This is a genomic window from Pseudomonas sp. TNT2022 ID642 (assembly GCF_028656995.1).
Classification (GTDB): Bacteria; Pseudomonadota; Gammaproteobacteria; order Pseudomonadales; family Pseudomonadaceae; genus Aquipseudomonas.
Window position 1 is genome coordinate 414,644 of sequence record NZ_JAMDGW010000007.1, and the last position, 17,939, is coordinate 432,582.

Below are 17,939 nucleotides of genomic sequence, written 5' to 3' on the forward strand. Positions count from 1 at the left end.
GGCCACTGATTAATCTCGCGGCTCCATCGAAAGCCAGGGACGGCTCACCGAGAGCCCACGGCTTAACCCACTCAAGGAAGAGCAAGCATGCGACCACTCAACATCATTCTGCTGTCGTCAGCGTTCAACGGCCTGACCCAACGCGCCTGGCTGGAACTGCGCGAGGCCGGGCACTCGCCGAGTGTGGTGCTGTTCACCGATGAACAAACCGTGTGCGAACAAATCGAGAACAGCGGCGCGGATCTGGTGATCTGCCCGTTCCTCAAAGACCGCGTGCCAGAGGCGCTGTGGAGCAATGCCGAACGCCCGGTGGTGATCATTCATCCGGGCATCGTCGGCGATCGCGGCGCCAGTGCCCTCGATTGGGCGATTAGCAACGAGTTGCCGAGCTGGGGCGTCACCGCGTTGCAAGCGGTCGAAGAAATGGACGCCGGCCCGGTGTGGGCCACCTGCGAGTTCAACCTGCCGGCGGGCCTGCGCAAATCCGAGCTGTACAACGGCCGGGTCAGTGATGCGGCGATTCGTTGCATACGCGAAGTGGTGGAGAAGTTCGTCGAAGGGTTTGAACCGGTTGCCCTCGACTATGCCGATACAAAAGTACGCGGGCGCTTGCAGCCGAACATGAAACAGGTCGACCGCAGTTTCAGCTGGCACGACTGCGCGCGCTTCATCAAACGCTGCATCGATGCCGCCGACGGCCAGCCCGGCGTGCTGGCGAGTCTGGCCGGCGGTCAGTATTACGTATACGACGCACACCTCGATTCGCGCAGCGGCATGCCCGGCGAGATTCTTGCGGTGCATGACGATGCGGTGTTGGTTGCGGCCGGCGATCAAAGCCTGTGGATCGGCGCACTGCGGCGCAAACCGCAACCCGGCGAAGAAACCTTCAAGCAACCGGCACGGCACCTGTTGGCCGAGCAATTGGCCGAGGTGCCGGTGCTGGACTGGTCGATCGCTACACAGCCGTTCAGCGACGAAGCCTATCAACCGATTCGTTATCGAGAGTCCGGCATCGTCGGCGAGCTGACCTTCGAGTTCTACAACGGCGCCATGAGCACCGAGCAATGCCAACGCCTGGTCGCCGCGCTGCGCTGGGCCAAGTCCCGTGATACCCAGGTGTTGCTGATCAAGGGCGGGCGCGGCAGCTTTTCCAACGGCGTGCATCTGAACGTGATTCAAGCTGCGCAGGATCCCGGTGCCGAAGCCTGGGCGAATATTCAGGCAATCGATGACGTCTGCGCAGAACTGCTGACGGCCCGGCAACTGGTGGTCAGCGGCGTTACTGGCAACGCGGGCGCCGGTGGCGTGATGCTCGCACTGGCGGCCGACATCGTGTTTGCCCGCGCCGATGTCGTGCTCAATCCGCATTACAAAAGCATGGGTTTGTATGGCTCCGAATACTGGACCTACAGCCTGCCCCGCGCCGTCGGCCCGGCAATGGCCGAGCAATTGACCCAGGCGTGTCTGCCGGTGAGCGCGGTTCAGGCGTGGCAACTGGGCATGGTTCAGGAAATCGGCCCGCGCTGCCCGGACGAGTTTTCGTTGTGGTTGCTGCAACGGGCTAACAGCGTGGTGAGCGATCCGACCTATGCGGCGGTGCGTGAACGCAAGGCGCGGGTTGATCAGGTGTTGATCCGCCAGTGCCGCGAAACCGAGTTGCAGGAAATGCAGGAGGACATGCTGTACAACCGTAATCAGTTCGCCGAGAAGTGCCGAAATTTTGTCTACAAGCGCAAGGTGTGTGGCACGCCGGCGCGGTTGATTGAAGAATGGGCGCGGGTGCGTTTGACCGAGTTGGCCAGTTGATTTTGCGGTGACTGCTTTCCCCTCACCCTAGCCCTCTCCCAAGGGAGAGGGAACCGACCGAGGTGTCTCGCGCCCTGCATCGACCTGAAAAATCGGGTCGATTATGGATTCAACGCTGATCGTTCAAGTCAGTGCATTGCTTCAATATCCCCCAATCAGTCCCCTCTCCCTCTGGGAGAGGGTTAGGGTGAGGGGCTTTTGCCTTTACAATGCCCGCCACCTCAATCACCGGCCCGCCCATGGACATCGATCTCGCTCGCACCTTTCTGGAAATCGTCCGTCACGGCAGTCTCGCCGCAGCCGCGCAAAAGCTGTTCGTCACACAAACGGCAATCACCGCCCGGGTGCAGAAACTCGAAAGCCAGCTAGGCAGTACGCTGTTCGTGCGCAACCGCGCCGGGGCGAAACTGACGCCCAATGGCGAGGCCTTTGTGGTCTACGCCAATCAACTGGTGCAGACCTGGGAAGCCGCACGCCGCGACCTGCCGCTGCCCGAGGGCTACCACAACGTGCTGCACATCGGTGGCGAAGTCAGCCTGTGCAACCCGTTGATGCTCAGTTGGGCGGCGGAGCTGCGTGAGAAAATTCCGGGACATGCCCTGCGCATGGAAATCCGCGACGGCGAAAATCTGCTGCGCCAGCTCGAACTCGGCGTGCTCGACGCCGCGCTGGTCTATCAGCCGGAATACTGGCCGGGCTTGCAGGTCGAGCAAGTGCTGGAAGAAAAACTGATTCTGGTGCGTGCGCCCGATCGTCCCGATCCCTACGTCTACATCGACTGGGGTCCGGACTTCCGCCGCCAGCATGACGCCGCCCTGCCGGAAAAAGCCAAAGCCGCGCTGAGTTTCAACCTCGGCCCGTTGGCCCTGCAATACATTCTCGAACATGGCGGCAGCGGCTACTTCCGCACCCGCGTGGTCCGCACGTATCTGGAAAGCGGTGCCCTGGAAGCGGTGACCAAAGCCCCGGAATTCGGCTATCCGACTTACCTCGTCTACTCACGCGATCGCGATTCGGCGACCCTGCAGCAAGCCTTCCACCTGTTGCGCGAAGTGATCCGCACCGATGACGACTGGTCGCAACGCTGGAACCCGTTGAGCTGAACCGGCAGCTTTGCACCGGATCATGGCGCATGTGACACCGAGGTCCGGCCTGCACAAACGGCCGGATCGGCTAATCTGCCGGGTATAACAACAATACCCGCAGGTGACGCAGTGAGGCAGACCACCGAGACATTCCGCAGCCGTTACCGCGCGGCCATTCATCCGCTGTACAACCCGTGGCTGCACGGCGTCTTCGTGCTGTTGTTCGGGGTGCTGGCCATCGGTGGGTTCTGGAGCAGCGTGCAGCAGGTCAGCTTGCTGGAATGGCTGACAGTGCCGCTGACCCTGCTGTTGTTCAATTTCGGCGTGTACATGGTCCATCGCCATCTCGGCCACCACAAAAAAGCCTTCGCGAAAATGTTCTACGCCCGGCATGCCGGCGATCATCACAGCTTCTTCACTCCCGGCCACATGACCTACGACAATGCCCGCGACTGGCGGGTGATTCTGTTTCCCGCCTGGCTGATCGTACTGCACACGCTGGTGATCACCCTGCCGCTGTGGTGGCTGATCGCACAAGCCAACGCCAACGTCGCCGGACTGTTCGGCGGCTGCATGGTGCTGGGTTATCTGACTTACGAAATATTCCACGCCTGCGAACACCTGCCGCCGCACAACCCGCTGACCCGCCTGCCGTGGATCCGCCAGATGCGCCGTCTGCACGAATTGCATCACCGCCGCGAGCGCATGCAGGAGCGCAACTTCAACATCGTTCTGCCGCTGATGGACTACCTGTTCGGCACCCTGTACTGGGAGCCGGAAACCGCCCCTTTGAGCTACGCGAGAATGCCCATGACCCGCATGCAGCACACCATCGATATCGCTGGCGATCCCGTTGCCGTACTTGCCTACGCCGCCAGCGTCGGGCGCTGGCCGGAGTGGCACCCCTCGTCGCTGAAGATCGACGGCGCTCACGGCCCACTGCATGCCGGCTCGCGCTTTGAAGAGGACATTCATGCGGGTGGACGTGAAGGCCATTTAAGCTGGGAAGTCACCGAGTACTTGCCCGGCCGACGCTGGTGCGCGCGGGCGCAAGGTGATCATGGATTATCGCTGCTGTTGACGTATGAATGTACCGCCGAGGGCAGCGGCACGCGGTTTGTCCGCACGCTGGATTATCGCTTCGACGGTTTGGCCATGCGCATCGCCAATCACCTGCTGCTCAAACGCCGCATCGAGCGCGAATCCGCCGCGTCGATGCTGGCACTGCGTGACATGGCTGCCCGCTACCTGGCCTCGGCGAGGGCCAGCGCGTGAAGCTACGGCATCTGTTGTTGCTGCTGATCCTCATCGTCATCGCGTTCTTGTTGTTGATGCCCACCAAAGTCGAACCCGTGGCCTGGACACCGCCGCCGGCGCCTTCGCTGACAGAAGGCATGTATGCCGAGAACCAGAAACTCAAAGGCATAGCGCAGGTCGGGCCGAGCGACATCGAAGGGCCGGAAGCCTTGCTGCTGGAGAGTGACTTTTTGATCACTGGTCTGCACGACGGCCGACTGATCCGTACCAGCCTCGACGGCCAGCAACGCAAGGTACTCGCCGACACCGGTGGCCGCCCGCTGGGATTGGCCCGGCATCCGAACGGCTTGCTGGTGATTGCCGACGGGGTCAAGGGCTTGCTGTCCCTTGATGCGCAGGGGCAGTTGATTCCATTGACCACCGAGGCCAATGGTCTGGCCTTCGGTTTCATCGATGACGTAGCCATCGACAAGTCAGGGCATTACGCCTATTTCAGCGATGCCTCCAGCCGCTGGGGCTACGGCCACGACGGCGAGGCGATCATCGAGCACGGCGGCGACGGACGTCTGCTGCGCTATGACTTTCAGAGCGGTAAAACCAGCGTGCTGCTGGACCGACTGGAGTTCGCCAACGGCGTGACCCTCGGCCCGGACGATGCCTATGTGCTGGTCAACGAAACGGGGGCTTATCGCATCAGCCGTTACTGGCTGAGCGGGCCGAAAGCCGGCACTCATGACCTGTTTATCGACAACCTGCCGGGGCTGCCGGACAACCTCGCGTTCAATGGCAGTAACCGGTTCTGGGTGGCGTTGTATGCGCCGCGCAACAAGCTGTTGGACGCCACCGCAGAGCATCCCTTCGTGCGCAAGATGATCGTGCGGGCGCTGAAGGTTTTGCCTAAGCCGGTGGAGAAGCGCGGGTTTGTCCTGGGGCTGGATCTGGACGGCAAGGTGATTGCCAATCTGCAGGACGCGAGCAGTGGCAATTATTCGCCGATTACCACCGTGCGTGAGTATGGGCCGTGGTTATATTTTGGCTCGTTGAAGGCGACGCATATGGCGCGGATGCCATTGGATGCTGCGCTGAAGTGAACCTGCTGGATCTGTATCGAGCCTACTGACGCCATCGCTGGCAAGCCAGCTCCCACAGGGTTCTTTGCTGACCGCGGCATTTGTGGTCAACGCAATTCACTGTGGGAGCTGGCTTGCCAGCGATGGCAATCTGTCAGTTGCTGGATTTATCGAACTTGTCCGGATCTTCGTCTTCGGGAAGATCCTCATCCGGCTCTTCGGGGTTGGCCGTGGTATGCGCCGGGCTGTTCGGTTCAGGATGCGTGGGAACCGGGTCGAATGCGCCCTGCTCTTCACTGGGGAATTTGGGATCGTTCATAAGGCACCTCGCAATGAGTCGGATGGAAGACTCTGTACATTCGAGGTGCCGGTCGTGGGTGTCGTTCCAGTCAATCCGCAACCGTAGGTCGGCGGATCAACCTGGCCTCAGGATCGCGTCTGTAACTGCTCGACGATCTTGTCTTTGACCTGCAAGCGCTTTTCTTTGAGTTTTTTCAGCGTGTCGTCGCTGGGAGCATCCGAGGTGGCAGTCTCGGCCTTGACTACCTCGGCGTCCGCCTGGGAGTACTTGTTGATCAGTGCGTCCAAATGTGGATCCGCGGTGCGTTTTTGCTGGATCTCTTCCTTTGTAAGCTGCAAGTCCTGTAACAGGTCATGGGTCACCGGCATGGAACACCTCCGTCAGTTGATCGGCTGGCCAACGCGACCGATTGCGCCGGCCAGTTATCAGAATGGCCTTGGTTGCACGGTTCTGTCGACCACCTGTCAGACCAGCGGTGCCCGTTCGTCGCCCTGTCGCAAATGCGATCAAACCTTTATTCGCCGCATTGCCTCCATTGGTTAACACCAACAATAACTGCGTGGAGATACACCAATGGACGGATTCAACCTGCGTCATCTGGTTTTGGCTGTCGCTTTGAGCAGCGGCATGGGCAGCGCGTTTGCCGCCACCGACAATGACTTTGTCGATAACGCCGCGGCCGGCGGGATCGCTGAAATCGAAACCAGCCGCTTGGCGCTGGAAAAGAGTCAATCGGCCGACATCAAGGCCTTCGCCAACATGATGATCACCGACCATGGCAAGGCCAACGATGAGCTGGCGACCATTGCCAAGGCCAACGACATCGAAGTTCCAGACACCACGACGTTGGTCAAACAGGCCAAGGAAAAAATCCTCGAAGTGCGTGATGAGTCTTTCGACGCGGCGTACGCCAACAATCAGGTGAAGGCGCACGAAGAGACCATCGAGCTGTTCAAGAAACAAGCCAATACCGTGACCGATGACAAGGTCAAAGGTGCGACGGAACTGAAAGCGTTTGCGCTGAAAATGCTGCCGGGGCTGGAAAAACATCTGGCCGCCGCTAAAGAGCTGCAGGCCAAGCATCCGAGCAAGTAAAAAGCCTTACCCTCACCCCAGCCCTCCCGAAACGTCGGACCGCCCGGAGGGAGAGGGAGCCGACCGAGGTGGATGTTCGAGTTACGCCGACCTGAAAGTCTTGCGTCGAACTCAGGTTATGAACAGCCCCCGATCGGCTCCCTTTCCCTTTGAGCAAGCGAGAGGGATTCGGGCGGGTTGAATGTTCGAGTTACACCGACCTGAAAGTCTTAGGTTGAACGCAGGATTTGAACATCCCCCAATCGGCTCCCTTTCCCCCTCGCCCCCTTGGGGGAGAGGGCTGGGGTGAGGGGGATCGATGTCAGCAACACCACCACATCCAAGCGAAAAAAAGGCCGCATTCATAAGATGCGGCCTTGTCATATCCACCGAACATCAACCGCCATCCGTATCAATATCAGCATCCGTCTCCTCCCCCGGCTTCGCCCGATCCGGCTGCGGTTTGAAACCCGGGCTGAACTCATTGTCATTGTCCGTGTGCTGGTTTTTCTGATCCACCGCCGGATCAGCACTCTGCGCCTGCCCGCCATCGCCCTGCTGCTGCGTCGGCGCCGGCTGCCCCGGCACCTGCGGGTCGATAGCCGGATCATTGCGATTGATCGGTTCGCCAGATTGGCTCTGCTTCGTTTGCTCGTTCATGGCCACCTCGTTGGTCAAACACCCCCGGCGCACATCCGCCGGGTGTTAAAGATTCGAAGCCTGCCCCACGCCAACGTTCAAAACTTCGCCGCGCCCGGCCACGCCGACTAGAGTTACCGGGACGTTACTTGCGCCAGATCAAAAATATACGTGCGTGAACGAACAACTATTTCGAACGGCAAATGTCGATCACTTCGCGGCGATCATTTTCACGATCGCCCCCCAATTCGCGACGGAGCAACAGGCACATGGCAGCACTGCAGAACAGCACACTCGATGCGATGAAAAACAAACAAGCACAACTGCTGGGCGAATGGATTAACGGCCTGCAAGCCAGCGGCGCCACGCGTAACCTGAAAGATCACGATCTGCAGCAACAGACCACAGAATTCCTGCAACTGGTGGTCAGTGGCATCGAGAACGACAACGGCACCAACATCGCCGCACCGGGTTGGGAAGCCACCCGCCAGTTCCTCGAAAAGCTTTCCCACAGCCGCGCCCTGCTCGGCCAGGATTCGCAGCAGACCGCGAGTTTCATCTTCGCTCTCAAAGGCCCGCTGTTTAACCTGCTGCAAAGTCATTACAAAGACCAACCGGCGCTGCTCGCCGAACAACTCTGGGAAGTGTCCGAGCTGCTTGATGCATTCGGCATGCACACCATCCGCACCTTTCAAAAATCCCGCGAAGCGGTGATCAAGCGTCAGCAGGAAGAACTGCTGGAGCTGTCGACCCCGGTGGTCAAGCTGTGGGACGGCGTGCTGGCGCTGCCAATGATCGGCACCCTCGACTCGCAGCGCACGCAAGTGGTGATGGAATCGCTGCTGCAACGCATCGTCGACACCGGTTCGGAAATCGCCATCATCGACATCACCGGCGTGCCGACCGTCGACACCCTGGTCGCGCAACACCTGCTGAAAACCGTGACCGCAATCCGCCTGATGGGCGCCGACTGCATCATCAGTGGTGTGCGTCCGCAAATTGCGCAAACCATCGTCCACCTCGGTCTCGACCTGCAAGGCGTGGTGACCAAGGCCAACCTGGCGGATGCTTTGAAACTGGCCCTGACCCGTCTGGGCATCAGCATCGGCAAAGCGGTCTGAACCCATGGAAAGAATCCCGATTCTCCAGATGGGCAAGTTCCTGCTGGTGACCATTCAGGTCGACATGCATGACCAGCTCGCCCTCACCTTGCAGGACGACTTGTCCGAGCGCATCAGCAAGACCTCGGCGCGGGGTGTGCTGATCGACATCTCGGCACTGGACATGGTCGACTCGTTCATTGGCCGGATGATCAGCACGATCTCCGGCCTGTCGAAAATCATGGACGCCGAAACCATGCTGGTCGGCATGCAGCCGGCCGTGGCGATCACCCTGGTCGAACTCGGCCTGACCCTGCCCGGTGTCAGCACGGCATTGAACGTCGAGCGCGGAATGAAGCTGCTGCAGGAACGAGTAGACAGGCAATGACCGTACGCAGCAGCGGTACTCAACCCATCCACATCGAGCAGGATGTCGTGCTCGCGCGCCAGACCGCACGCAAACTGGCCACCGAATGCGGGATGCGCCTGATCGACCTGACGAAAATGGTCACGGCGGTCAGCGAACTGGCGCGTAACACCATGGTTTACGGTGGCGGCGGCGACATGGACTGGCAGATCCTCGATGAGGATCACAAGGTCGGTCTGCGCTTGACCTTTCGCGACGAAGGCCCGGGCATTCCCGACCTGAAACTGGCGATGACCGACGGCTGGACCTCCGGCAGCGGCATGGGCCTGGGCCTGACCGGGGCGAAGCGCCTGGTCGAAGAGTTCGAACTTGAAACAGAGCCTGGCAAGGGCACACGAATAACGATTACCCGATGGACATGAATATCAGCGGGTCGATGACCCAGGTTTTACTGATCGAGGACAGCAGCCAGGTCGGCCACGCACGGCGCACGGCGCAACAACTGGCCGAACAACATGGCTTTGACGAGCGCGATGCCGGACGCGTGGCACTTGTGGCTACGGAGTTGGCGAGTAACGTGCTCAAGCACGCCAGCCACGGTGAAATGCACCTGCGGGTGTTGCCGCGCGCCAATGGTTTTGGCATTGAACTGCTCGCCATCGACCGTGCGCAGGGCTTTGATCTGGAGGCCTGTCTGGCCGATGGGTTCTCCACCGGAGGCACCCAAGGCATTGGTCTCGGCTCGATATCACGCCAGGCAGAAGTGTTTGATGTGTACGCGGATGCCCGTGGCGCGGTGTTACTGGCCCGGTTTTATCCACGCTCGGATCGCGAACCGGACATGCATTTTGGAGTCAGCCAGCACTCGCTGCACAACGATCCGGCCTGCGGCGATGTCTGGCACCTGGCGTATGACAACGGCAGCGTCAGCGCGCTGATCATCGACGGCCTCGGTCATGGAGAAGAAGCCGAACGCGCCGGGCGGGCCGGAGCGCAAACCTTCGCCCTGACGCCGTTTGCCGAACCGGTCATGCTGATGGAAGACCTGCACCGCGACATGATCGGTACTCGCGGCGGCGCTGTCGCGTTTGCCCGGTTCGATGCGCGGCGCGACAGCCTGACCTTTGCCGGCGTCGGTAACATCGGCGCCAGCCTGATCAACGCCGACAAATCCCGCGGACTGGCCTCGCACCCGGGCATTGTCGGCGTGCAATACCGGAAAGCCCGACCCTTTGACTATGCTCACGTGAACGGACATCTATTGATCATGTACAGCGACGGCTTGCAGTCCCGTTGGAATCTTCAAGACTACCCCGGTCTGGTGCACCGCCATCCCGCCGTGATAGCCGCCGTCCTGCACCGCGATTTCTGTCGCGGGCGCGACGATGTAACGGTACTGGTCGTTGCCCTGGAGGCCGCCCATGGCTGAGTCGCCGATTCTGAGCAGTGCCGAACAGGCCGCGCTGATCGCCCAGTTGCAGAGCGAAACCGCAGCCCTGCGCGAAGAACTCGATGAAACCAACCAAGGCGTGCTGGCCCTGTACGCCGAACTCGACATACAGGCTGAGGAATTGCGCCAGGCCTCGGACTTGAAAAGCCGTTTCCTGTCGTACATGAGCCATGAGTTCCGCACGCCACTGGGTTCGATCCTGAGTATCAACAGCCTGCTCGCCGACGAACTCGACGGCCCGCTCAGTCCCGAGCAACACAAACAGGTAGCTTTCGTCAGCACCGCCGCCCGCGAACTCAGCGACATGGTCGATGACCTGCTCGATCTGGCGAAGATCGAGGCCGGACGCATCAGCATTTCCCCGGCGTGGTTCGACATGTTCGACCTGTTCTCCGCCCTGCGCGGGATGTTCCGGCCGATTGTCGATGCTACTGCGGTCGATCTGATCTTCGAAGAACCGGTCGGCTTGCCGCGCCTGTACACCGACGACAAGAAACTCGCGCAGATCCTGCGCAACTTCATTTCCAACTCGCTGAAGTTCACCACCCGTGGCGAAGTGCGGGTTTCCGCGCGGCTCGAAGGGGCGGACAAGGTGCGCTTCGCCGTCAGTGACACCGGAATAGGTATCGCTGCCGAGCTGCATGGCGCATTGTTCGAAGACTTTTCCCAGGTCGACTCGCCGTTGCAGAAACGTCTGCGCGGCACCGGACTGGGCCTGTCGCTGTGTAAACGCTTCGCCGCCCTGCTCGGCGGTGAAGTCGGGCTGGAAAGCACGCCAGGGGTCGGCTCGACCTTCTTCGTGATCATTCCGCTGGCGATCGCTCTGGAGAACGTCGATGAAACGTGACATCCGCCTGTTGATCGTCGACGACAACGTCGCCACCCGCTACGCCCTGCGCCGGCGGCTGGAGCGCCACGGCTACGAGGTGCTGGAGGCCGGCACCGGCGGCGAGGGGCTGGCGCTGATCGAAAGTGAAGTGCTCGACGCACTGATCCTCGACGTCAATCTGCCGGACATGAGCGGTTTCGACATCGTGCGCATTCTACGCGCTGATGCGCGCACTGCACTGCTGCCGGTGATCCATGTGTCCGCCGCGTCGATCCAGACCGGCGACATCATCACCGGCCTCGACGCTGGTGCCGATGCCTACCTGATTCACCCGGTTGACCCGGACGTGCTGCTGGCCACCCTGCGCACGTTGCTGCGAGTGCGCGACACGGAAAATGCCCTGCGCGAAAGTGAAGCGCGGTTTCGCGAGATTTTCGTCAACGTCTCCGCACCGATCGCGGTGCTCGATGCCAGCCTCAAGGTGCATGAGTGCAACCATGCCTTCGCGCAACTGATTCTCGACAATCGGGATCCGCAAGCCTTGCGCGAATGTTTCGCCGAGGATCAGAGCGCGATCCTCAATGAACTGCGCTTGCGTCTGGTCGATGGCGAGCGCTGGAAAGGCACGCTGAACATGCGTGTGCAGGGCGAGATTCGCGAGACCGAGTGGCAGATTTCCCCGTACCGCACGCCCGAACTGAGTCTGGTCTTCGTTGAGGACGTTACCGAGCACCGTCACCGCGAGCGCTCGCATCTGGCGCGTCTGGATGACACCACCACGCAACTGGCCAAGGAAGTCGCCGAACGCGTGCGTGCCGAAGCGCAGTTGCTGCAGGTGCAGAAGATGGACGCACTGGGCAAACTCACCGGCGGTATCGCCCATGACTTCAACAACCTGTTGACCGGAATCATCACCAGCCTCGAGCTGATCCAGAAACGCGTGGTCGATGGGCGTCTGGACAAGGTGCAGTTTTATTCCGAAGCGGCGCTGAACTCAGCGATGAGCGCTGCGTCCCTCACCCACCGTTTGCTGGCGTTTGCCCGTCAGCAACCACTGGATACACGGCCGGTCGACATCAACGAGCAAGTCCGTTCGCTGGAAGAGTTGCTGGGACGCACCATCGGTGAGCGAATCACCCTCAAGCTTGAATTGACCAGCAAACCGGCGATCGCGCTGGTCGACCCGGTGCAGCTGGAAAGCGCGGTGTTGAACCTGGTAATCAACGCCCGCGATGCGCTGCCGGCGGGCGGCAATATCTGGGTCAACACTTACGCCGCCTACTCCCACGGTGATCCGAATATGGCCGATGGCGCCTACGTGGCGCTGTCGGTGCGCGACGACGGCACAGGGATCGAGCACAACGTCATCGACAAAGTCTTCGATCCGTTTTTCACCACCAAACCGTTGGGCCAAGGCACGGGGCTGGGCCTGTCGACGATCTACGGCTTTGCCCGCCAGTCGGGTGGCGATGCACACATCCGTAGCGTCGCGCGGCGCGGCACCGAAGTGACCATCATGTTGCCGGCCAGCACCGACCCGACGGGTGCCGATATCCCTGCTCCCGTGGTCGATCCGCAAGGCAGCGGTGAGCATGTACTGATTGTCGAGGACATGCCGTCGGTGCGCATGTTTGTCACCGAAGTGCTGGAGGACGCCGGTTATCGCTGCACCCAGGCAGCGGATATCGAAACGGCGCTGGAGCGGTTGCAGAATGATCCGTCGATCAACCTGTTGCTGACCGACGTTGGCCTGCCGCGCATGAGCGGTCGTGAATTGGCGGATGTGGCGCGGGGCTGGCGTGAGGGATTGCCGATTCTGTTCATGACCGGGTATGCGGAGACGGCGATCAATCGTCAGGTGTTTCTGGGCAGCGGGATGGACATGCTGGTCAAGCCGTTTCAGATCAGTGAGTTGCTCGACAAGGTTCGCCGCACCCTCGATGGTGCCTGACTGCAGGACCCACAGGTACTGATGTCGAACACAGATCCCCTGTAGGAGTGAGCCTGCTCGCGATGGCGTCAGGTCAGGCAATTCATCTGTGGCTGACACCCCGCTATCGCGAGCAGGCTCGCTCCCACAGGGGTCTTGTGGTGGACCCATACTTCGAATTCACCGCAAAAAACTGTGGGAGCTGGCTTGCCAGCGATGAGGCCAGTGGCAGCACCGCATCTATTAATTCAGGGCCCGAGCCAGAAACGGCGCAGTCTTGCTCTTCTTGCTCGCCGCAACCTTCTGCGGCGTGCCCGCCACGACAATCCTGCCGCCCTGATCCCCCGCCCCCGGCCCGATGTCGATCACCCAGTCACTCTGCGCTACCACGCGCATTTCGTGTTCGACCACGATCACCGTGTGCCCCGCCGTGACCAGCGTATCCAGTTGCTCCAGCAGCCGATCGACATCGCGCGGATGCAGCCCGGTGGTCGGTTCGTCCAGCACGTACAAGGTCGCGCCGCGCTGGCTGCGTTGCAATTCGGTGGCCAGTTTGATCCGCTGCGCTTCGCCACCGGACAGCTCCGTGGCGGGTTGGCCCAGACGTAGATAACCGAGGCCGATATCGCGCAAAACCTCCAGCGAACGGCGGATCCCCGGTTGCTCGGCAAACACTGCCACCGCTTCCTCGACGGTCAATTGCAGCACCTGGGCGATGCTCAAACCCTCCCAGAGAATCGCCAGGGTCTGCGGGTTGTAGCGCGCGCCATGGCAGGTCGGGCACGGCGCATAAACGCTGGGCATAAACAATAACTCGACGCTGACAAAGCCTTCACCCTCGCACGTCGCGCAACGGCCCTTGGCAACGTTGAAAGAAAACTGCCCGGCGTCATAACCTGCGGCCCGAGCAGCGTCGGTCGCGGCGTAGAGCTTGCGCACGTTATCGAACAGCCCGGTGTAGGTCGCCAGATTCGAGCGTGGCGTGCGGCCGATGGGCTTCTGGTCGACTTGCACCAGGCGTTTGATCGACTCCAGCCCCGACGTGACCTGGCCGCTGCTGACCTGCGGGGCGTCGTCTTCGAGGCTGAGTTCTTCAGGCTCGCTGTCCACCGTCGGACGCCCCAACTGCGCGCCGACCAGTTCCAGCAAGGCCTGACTGACCAGACTCGACTTGCCGGAACCGGACACTCCCGTCACCGAGGTGAAGCAGCCCAGCGGGAATTCGGCACTGAGATTATTCAGGTTATTGCGAGTGATCCCGTCGAGTTTCAGCCACGCCGTCGGCTTGCGCGCAACGCGTGTCTGGCGCTGCGACTCGGCAAACAGATAAGCCCGCGTCTGCGACGCTTCGATCGCGGCCAGACCTGCCGGCGGGCCGCTGTACAGCACCTGCCCACCCTGCTCGCCCGCTGCCGGGCCGACATCGATCAGCCAGTCGGCGCGGCGCATGGTTTCCAGGTCATGCTCGACCACAAACAGCGTGTTGCCGTCGGCCTTCAAGCGCTGCAAGGCTTCGAACAACGCTTCGCCATCGGCCGGATGCAAACCGGCGGAAGGTTCGTCGAGCACGTAAATCACCCCGAACAACTGCGAACCCAATTGTGTCGCCAGGCGCAAACGCTGCAACTCACCGGACGACAGCGTTGGCGTGCTGCGCTCCAGCGCCAGATAACCGAGACCCAGATCGGTCAGGGTGCTGACGCGCTCCAGCAGATCCTCGGCAATACGCTGCGCCGCCAAACGTTTTTCCAGCGACAGGTTCGGCGTATGCCGTACATCCGGCGCACTGCCATGCCCGCTGGCGCCGTGGGCCACGCGCTGCTGGCGGGCCTCGCGGGTTTGCGCGTGGCTCAAGGTCTCGCCGTTTTCTTCAGCCTGCTGCAGATAACTGGCGGCCGCCACCGGCCGCAACACCTCGGCCACTTGCAGCAACGGCATCTGCGACAACTCGCCAATGTCATACCCGGCAAACGTCACGGACAACGCCTCACGCTTCAAGCGTTTGCCGTCACACAACGGGCACGGGCTGCCGAGCATGAATTGCGAGACGCGCTTCTTCATCAGCGCACTTTGCGAATGCGTAAACGTGTGCAGGATATAGCGTCGGGCTCCGGTGAACGTGCCCTGATAACTCGGTTCCATTTTGCGTTTGAGGGCGACGCGGGTTTCTTCCGGGGACAGCCCGGCGTACACGGGCACGGTCGGGGTTTCTTCGGTGAAGAGAATCCAGTCGCGCTGCTTTTTCGGCAGTTTTTTCCACGGGATGTCGACGTCGATACCCATGGTCACGAGGATGTCGCGCAGGTTCTGCCCCTGCCACGCCAGCGGCCAGGACGCCACGGCGCGCTGGCGGATGGTCAGGTTGGGATCGGGCACCATCAGTGCTTCGGTGACTTCATAGACCCGACCAAGACCATGGCATTCGGGGCATGCACCCTGCGGCGTGTTCGGCGAAAAGTCCTCGGCATACAACATCGGCTGCCCCGGCGGATAACTGCCGGCGCGCGAATAAAGCATGCGAATCAGGCTCGACAACGTCGTCACGCTACCCACCGACGAGCGCGTACTCGGCGTGCCACGCTGCTGTTGCAGGGCCACGGCCGGCGGCAAGCCTTCAATCGAGTCGACATCCGGCACGCCAACCTGATCGATCAGTCGTCGCGCATAGGGCGCCACCGATTCGAAGTAGCGGCGCTGGGCTTCGGCATACAAGGTCGAAAACGCCAGCGACGACTTGCCCGAGCCAGACACCCCAGTGAACACCACCAAGGCATCGCGTGGAATGTCGACATCGACGTTTTTCAGGTTATGTTCACGGGCGCCGCGCACCCGGACCATGCCGGTGGGCGCTTTGGAGGTGCGTTTGGAAGTCATCGACCTGCCTTGGTGAAGGAATGTTCAACGCTCAGCTACCGAGCACCACCCGAATCATCTGCAACATGGCTTCCGGGCTATACGGTTTGCCAAGCAAGTGCGTGTCGGGGCTTAACTGGTGATTGCGCGAAATGATGTCGCGGGTGTGCCCGGAGGTGAACAGCACCGCCACCGGTGGCGTCTGCACCTTGGCCCAGGCGAACAGGTCGGAGCTTTTGATCAGCCCGGGCATGACCACGTCAGTGAAGATCAGGTCGACCGCGACGCCTTCGAGGAGCATTTGCATGGCCGCATCGCCGTGGCCGGCGGTCAACACGCGGTAACCCTCCTCGCGCAACAACTCGACCGACGAGGCGCGCACCGCGTCGTTGTCTTCGACCACCAGAATCGTCTCGTGGCCGCCACTCTGCTGCCGTTGCAGATTGGGTGACTCGTCAAGGATCGGTCGCAAGCTGCGCGGAAAATACAATTGCACCCGCGTGCCCTCGCCAACGGTACTGACGATCTCGACGTGGCCACCGCTCTGTTTGACGAAACCGAACACCATGCTCAGGCCCAGCCCGGTGCCCTGGCCGTCGGCCTTGGTGGTGAAAAACGGTTCGAACACTTGCTCGAGAATGCCCGGCGCAATGCCGGCGCCGGTGTCACTGACGGCAACGCGGACAAACTCGCCGGGGACGATGCCTTTACCGGCGCAGAACTCGCGATCGAGGCGCACGTTGGCAGCGCTGAGCGCAATGGTGCCCTCGCCCTTCATCGCATCGCGAGCGTTGATCGCCAGATTGAGAATGGCGTTTTCCAACTGGTTGCGGTCGACGTTGATATGCCACGGTTGCTGCGGCAGCTGCACATCGATCTGAATGGTTTCGCCCAGCGCTCGCTGCAGCAATTCGCCGACACCTTCGAAGATCTGCCGCGGATTGCACACTGCCGGCGACAACGGCTGGCGCCGGGCAAACGCAAGCAATTGCGAGGACAGCTTGGCGCCGCGCTCGACCGCCGCCAGCGAGGCACTGACCCGGCGTTGCACGTTGGCATTGTTCGGTTCGTGGCGCGCGAGCAAATGCAGATTGCCGGCGATCACTTGCAGCAGATTATTGAAGTCGTGAGCGACACCGCCGGTCAGCCCGCCAATCGCTTCGAGTTTCTGCGACTGGCGCAACTGCTCTTCAGCCGCCAGCCGCGCCTCAACCTCTTCGCCCACGCGCTGTTCGAGGTTGCGGGTAAATTTGAGCAGGGATTCTTCGGCAATCTTGCGCTCATGAATGTCGATCAGCACGCCGGGAAAGCGCAACGGCTTGCCGTGCTCGTCGAACTCGCAACCGCCGCTGGCCAGCACCCACAGATAACTGCCGTCGCTGCGCCGGACGCGGTATTCAGCGTTATACGGCTCGCCGGTCTGCACGGAATGGGCGATGCGCTCTTGTACCCAGGCGTGGTCATCGGGATGGATGCGCGACTCGGCAATATCCTGGGCCAGATTGCTCAGGTCATGATCCGGCGGATAAGAGAACGTGCGGGCGAAACGCTCGTCTGCCGAGAGCGTGTTGTTTTTCACGTCCCAGACAAACGAGCCAAGCAAGGCCCCGGCATTCAACGCCAGACGGACCCGCTCATTATCGGCCCGGTAGGCTTGTTCCGCCGCCTGACGCCGGCGTTCGGAGTGCACGAACTCGGTGGTTTCCACCACCATCGCCATGACCCCGGCCGGCTTGCCGTCATCATTGGCCACCGGGCTGTAATACAGATCCATCCAGACGTCTTCGGGGACGCCATCGCGCAACAACACCAGCTCTTTATTGCGAAACGACAAGGTGCCACCGGCCAGGCAGGTGTCGACCACATGCCGGTTGAATTCGGCGACCTCCGGCCAACCCAACTCCACCGGCGAACCGAGCAGATACGGATGGCGACCACCGGCAAATATCGAATAGGCATCGTTGTAGATCATGTAGCCGGCGCGCCCCCAGAGCATGACCATCGGCAGCGGCGAGGCCAGCATCAGTTGCACCGCGCTGCACAGGCTGGCCGGCCAGCTGTTCAGCGGGCCGAGTTCGGTGTGGCTCCAGTCGAACGCACTGATGCGCCCGGCCATTTCGCCTTTCCAGCCCTCACAACCATGGCTATCGGATAAAAACTGCATCGACTGACTCAGTG

Annotated in this window: 17 protein-coding genes; 12 read left to right on the plus strand and 5 right to left on the minus strand. The window is 61.2% G+C overall.

All coding sequences use genetic code 11. The annotated features are described in order from the left end of the window. Positions 1 to 87 precede the first annotated feature (87 nt). From M5G26_RS07695 to M5G26_RS07710, 4 genes are all read left to right on the plus strand, one after another. On the plus strand, positions 88 to 1,806 hold the full coding sequence (locus tag M5G26_RS07695) for a hydrogenase maturation protein (protein ID WP_273914903.1): 1,719 nt from the start codon (positions 88 to 90) through the stop codon (positions 1,804 to 1,806). 239 nt (positions 1,807 to 2,045) lie between these two features. After that, complete coding sequence (locus tag M5G26_RS07700; protein WP_007912548.1) at positions 2,046 to 2,909, plus strand: LysR family transcriptional regulator; 864 nt, start codon at positions 2,046 to 2,048, stop codon at positions 2,907 to 2,909. A 111-nt stretch (positions 2,910 to 3,020) separates the two neighbouring features. Continuing rightward, complete coding sequence (locus M5G26_RS07705) at positions 3,021 to 4,166, plus strand: sterol desaturase/SRPBCC family protein (RefSeq protein ID WP_273914904.1); 1,146 nt, start codon at positions 3,021 to 3,023, stop codon at positions 4,164 to 4,166. Beyond that, positions 4,163 to 5,239: an SMP-30/gluconolactonase/LRE family protein gene (locus M5G26_RS07710; protein WP_273914905.1), complete on the plus strand. Its 1,077-nt coding sequence runs from the start codon at positions 4,163 to 4,165 to the stop codon at positions 5,237 to 5,239. The genes M5G26_RS07705 and M5G26_RS07710 overlap by 4 nt, the downstream gene beginning before the upstream one ends. 133 nt (positions 5,240 to 5,372) lie before the next feature. On the opposite strand, the gene M5G26_RS07715 is transcribed toward M5G26_RS07710, so the two are convergent. Then, on the minus strand, positions 5,373 to 5,537 hold the full coding sequence (locus M5G26_RS07715; protein WP_007912545.1) for a hypothetical protein: 165 nt from the start codon (positions 5,535 to 5,537) through the stop codon (positions 5,373 to 5,375). Positions 5,538 to 5,644: 107 nt separating this feature from the next. After that, on the minus strand, positions 5,645 to 5,887 hold the full coding sequence (locus tag M5G26_RS07720) for a YdcH family protein (protein WP_273914906.1): 243 nt from the start codon (positions 5,885 to 5,887) through the stop codon (positions 5,645 to 5,647). Between M5G26_RS07720 and M5G26_RS07725 the strand changes: the two genes are divergently transcribed. Next, positions 5,886 to 6,062: a hypothetical protein gene (locus M5G26_RS07725; RefSeq protein WP_273914907.1), complete on the plus strand. Its 177-nt coding sequence runs from the start codon at positions 5,886 to 5,888 to the stop codon at positions 6,060 to 6,062. The genes M5G26_RS07720 and M5G26_RS07725 overlap by 2 nt on opposite strands. Before the next feature lie 30 nt (positions 6,063 to 6,092). Beyond that, positions 6,093 to 6,614, plus strand: a complete 522-nt coding sequence (locus M5G26_RS07730; protein ID WP_150692247.1) for a DUF4142 domain-containing protein — start codon at positions 6,093 to 6,095, stop codon at positions 6,612 to 6,614. Positions 6,615 to 6,989: 375 nt separating this feature from the next. Here M5G26_RS07730 and M5G26_RS07735 read toward each other — a convergent pair whose 3' ends face one another. Beyond that, entirely contained in the window at positions 6,990 to 7,253 is a 264-nt protein-coding gene (locus M5G26_RS07735; protein WP_122605203.1) for a hypothetical protein, read from the minus strand. 248 nt (positions 7,254 to 7,501) lie between these two features. On the opposite strand from M5G26_RS07735, the gene M5G26_RS07740 reads away from it, so the two are divergent. From M5G26_RS07740 to M5G26_RS07765, 6 genes are read left to right on the plus strand one after another with little or no spacing between them, the layout of a single operon-like run. Continuing rightward, positions 7,502 to 8,353 carry an STAS domain-containing protein gene (locus M5G26_RS07740; protein WP_095120999.1) on the plus strand — a complete coding sequence of 284 codons (852 nt, stop codon included), beginning with the start codon at positions 7,502 to 7,504 and terminating at the stop codon, positions 8,351 to 8,353. 4 nt (positions 8,354 to 8,357) lie between these two features. Next, positions 8,358 to 8,720, plus strand: coding sequence for an STAS domain-containing protein (locus M5G26_RS07745; protein WP_007912539.1), 363 nt, complete (start codon positions 8,358 to 8,360; stop codon positions 8,718 to 8,720). Next, positions 8,717 to 9,121: an anti-sigma regulatory factor gene (locus M5G26_RS07750; protein ID WP_077573175.1), complete on the plus strand. Its 405-nt coding sequence runs from the start codon at positions 8,717 to 8,719 to the stop codon at positions 9,119 to 9,121. Before M5G26_RS07745 ends, M5G26_RS07750 begins: the two co-directional genes overlap by 4 nt. Beyond that, positions 9,118 to 10,128, plus strand: coding sequence for an ATP-binding protein (locus M5G26_RS07755; RefSeq protein WP_273915167.1), 1,011 nt, complete (start codon positions 9,118 to 9,120; stop codon positions 10,126 to 10,128). Before M5G26_RS07750 ends, M5G26_RS07755 begins: the two co-directional genes overlap by 4 nt. Beyond that, positions 10,121 to 10,996: a sensor histidine kinase gene (locus M5G26_RS07760; protein WP_273914909.1), complete on the plus strand. Its 876-nt coding sequence runs from the start codon at positions 10,121 to 10,123 to the stop codon at positions 10,994 to 10,996. Before M5G26_RS07755 ends, M5G26_RS07760 begins: the two co-directional genes overlap by 8 nt. After that, positions 10,986 to 12,929: a response regulator gene (locus tag M5G26_RS07765; protein ID WP_273914911.1), complete on the plus strand. Its 1,944-nt coding sequence runs from the start codon at positions 10,986 to 10,988 to the stop codon at positions 12,927 to 12,929. Before M5G26_RS07760 ends, M5G26_RS07765 begins: the two co-directional genes overlap by 11 nt. A gap of 222 nt (positions 12,930 to 13,151) precedes the next feature. Here the strand turns inward: M5G26_RS07765 and M5G26_RS07770 are convergent, their stop codons facing one another. Continuing rightward, positions 13,152 to 15,782, minus strand: a complete 2,631-nt coding sequence (locus M5G26_RS07770; protein WP_273914912.1) for an excinuclease ABC subunit UvrA — start codon at positions 15,780 to 15,782, stop codon at positions 13,152 to 13,154. A 31-nt stretch (positions 15,783 to 15,813) separates the two neighbouring features. Continuing rightward, positions 15,814 to 17,925: a hybrid sensor histidine kinase/response regulator gene (locus M5G26_RS07775; RefSeq protein ID WP_273914913.1), complete on the minus strand. Its 2,112-nt coding sequence runs from the start codon at positions 17,923 to 17,925 to the stop codon at positions 15,814 to 15,816. Positions 17,926 to 17,939: the final 14 nt, after the last annotated feature.

Excerpts from the sequence above, each read along its gene's own strand:
- M5G26_RS07725 (WP_273914907.1), top strand. The coding sequence starts at position 5,886 with ATGGAACACCTCCGTCAGTTGATCGGCTGGCCAACGCGACCGATTGCG.
- M5G26_RS07775 (WP_273914913.1), bottom strand. The coding sequence starts at position 17,925 with ATGCAGTTTTTATCCGATAGCCATGGTTGTGAGGGCTGGAAAGGCGAA.
- M5G26_RS07755 (WP_273915167.1), top strand. The coding sequence starts at position 9,118 with ATGAATATCAGCGGGTCGATGACCCAGGTTTTACTGATCGAGGACAGC.
- M5G26_RS07760 (WP_273914909.1), top strand. The coding sequence starts at position 10,121 with ATGGCTGAGTCGCCGATTCTGAGCAGTGCCGAACAGGCCGCGCTGATC.
- M5G26_RS07770 (WP_273914912.1), bottom strand. The coding sequence starts at position 15,782 with ATGACTTCCAAACGCACCTCCAAAGCGCCCACCGGCATGGTCCGGGTG.
- M5G26_RS07715 (WP_007912545.1), bottom strand. The coding sequence starts at position 5,537 with ATGAACGATCCCAAATTCCCCAGTGAAGAGCAGGGCGCATTCGACCCG.
- M5G26_RS07745 (WP_007912539.1), top strand. The coding sequence starts at position 8,358 with ATGGAAAGAATCCCGATTCTCCAGATGGGCAAGTTCCTGCTGGTGACC.
- M5G26_RS07700 (WP_007912548.1), top strand. The coding sequence starts at position 2,046 with ATGGACATCGATCTCGCTCGCACCTTTCTGGAAATCGTCCGTCACGGC.
- M5G26_RS07730 (WP_150692247.1), top strand. The coding sequence starts at position 6,093 with ATGGACGGATTCAACCTGCGTCATCTGGTTTTGGCTGTCGCTTTGAGC.
- M5G26_RS07740 (WP_095120999.1), top strand. The coding sequence starts at position 7,502 with ATGGCAGCACTGCAGAACAGCACACTCGATGCGATGAAAAACAAACAA.
- M5G26_RS07750 (WP_077573175.1), top strand. The coding sequence starts at position 8,717 with ATGACCGTACGCAGCAGCGGTACTCAACCCATCCACATCGAGCAGGAT.
- M5G26_RS07720 (WP_273914906.1), bottom strand. The coding sequence starts at position 5,887 with ATGCCGGTGACCCATGACCTGTTACAGGACTTGCAGCTTACAAAGGAA.
- M5G26_RS07765 (WP_273914911.1), top strand. The coding sequence starts at position 10,986 with ATGAAACGTGACATCCGCCTGTTGATCGTCGACGACAACGTCGCCACC.
- M5G26_RS07695 (WP_273914903.1), top strand. The coding sequence starts at position 88 with ATGCGACCACTCAACATCATTCTGCTGTCGTCAGCGTTCAACGGCCTG.
- M5G26_RS07735 (WP_122605203.1), bottom strand. The coding sequence starts at position 7,253 with ATGAACGAGCAAACGAAGCAGAGCCAATCTGGCGAACCGATCAATCGC.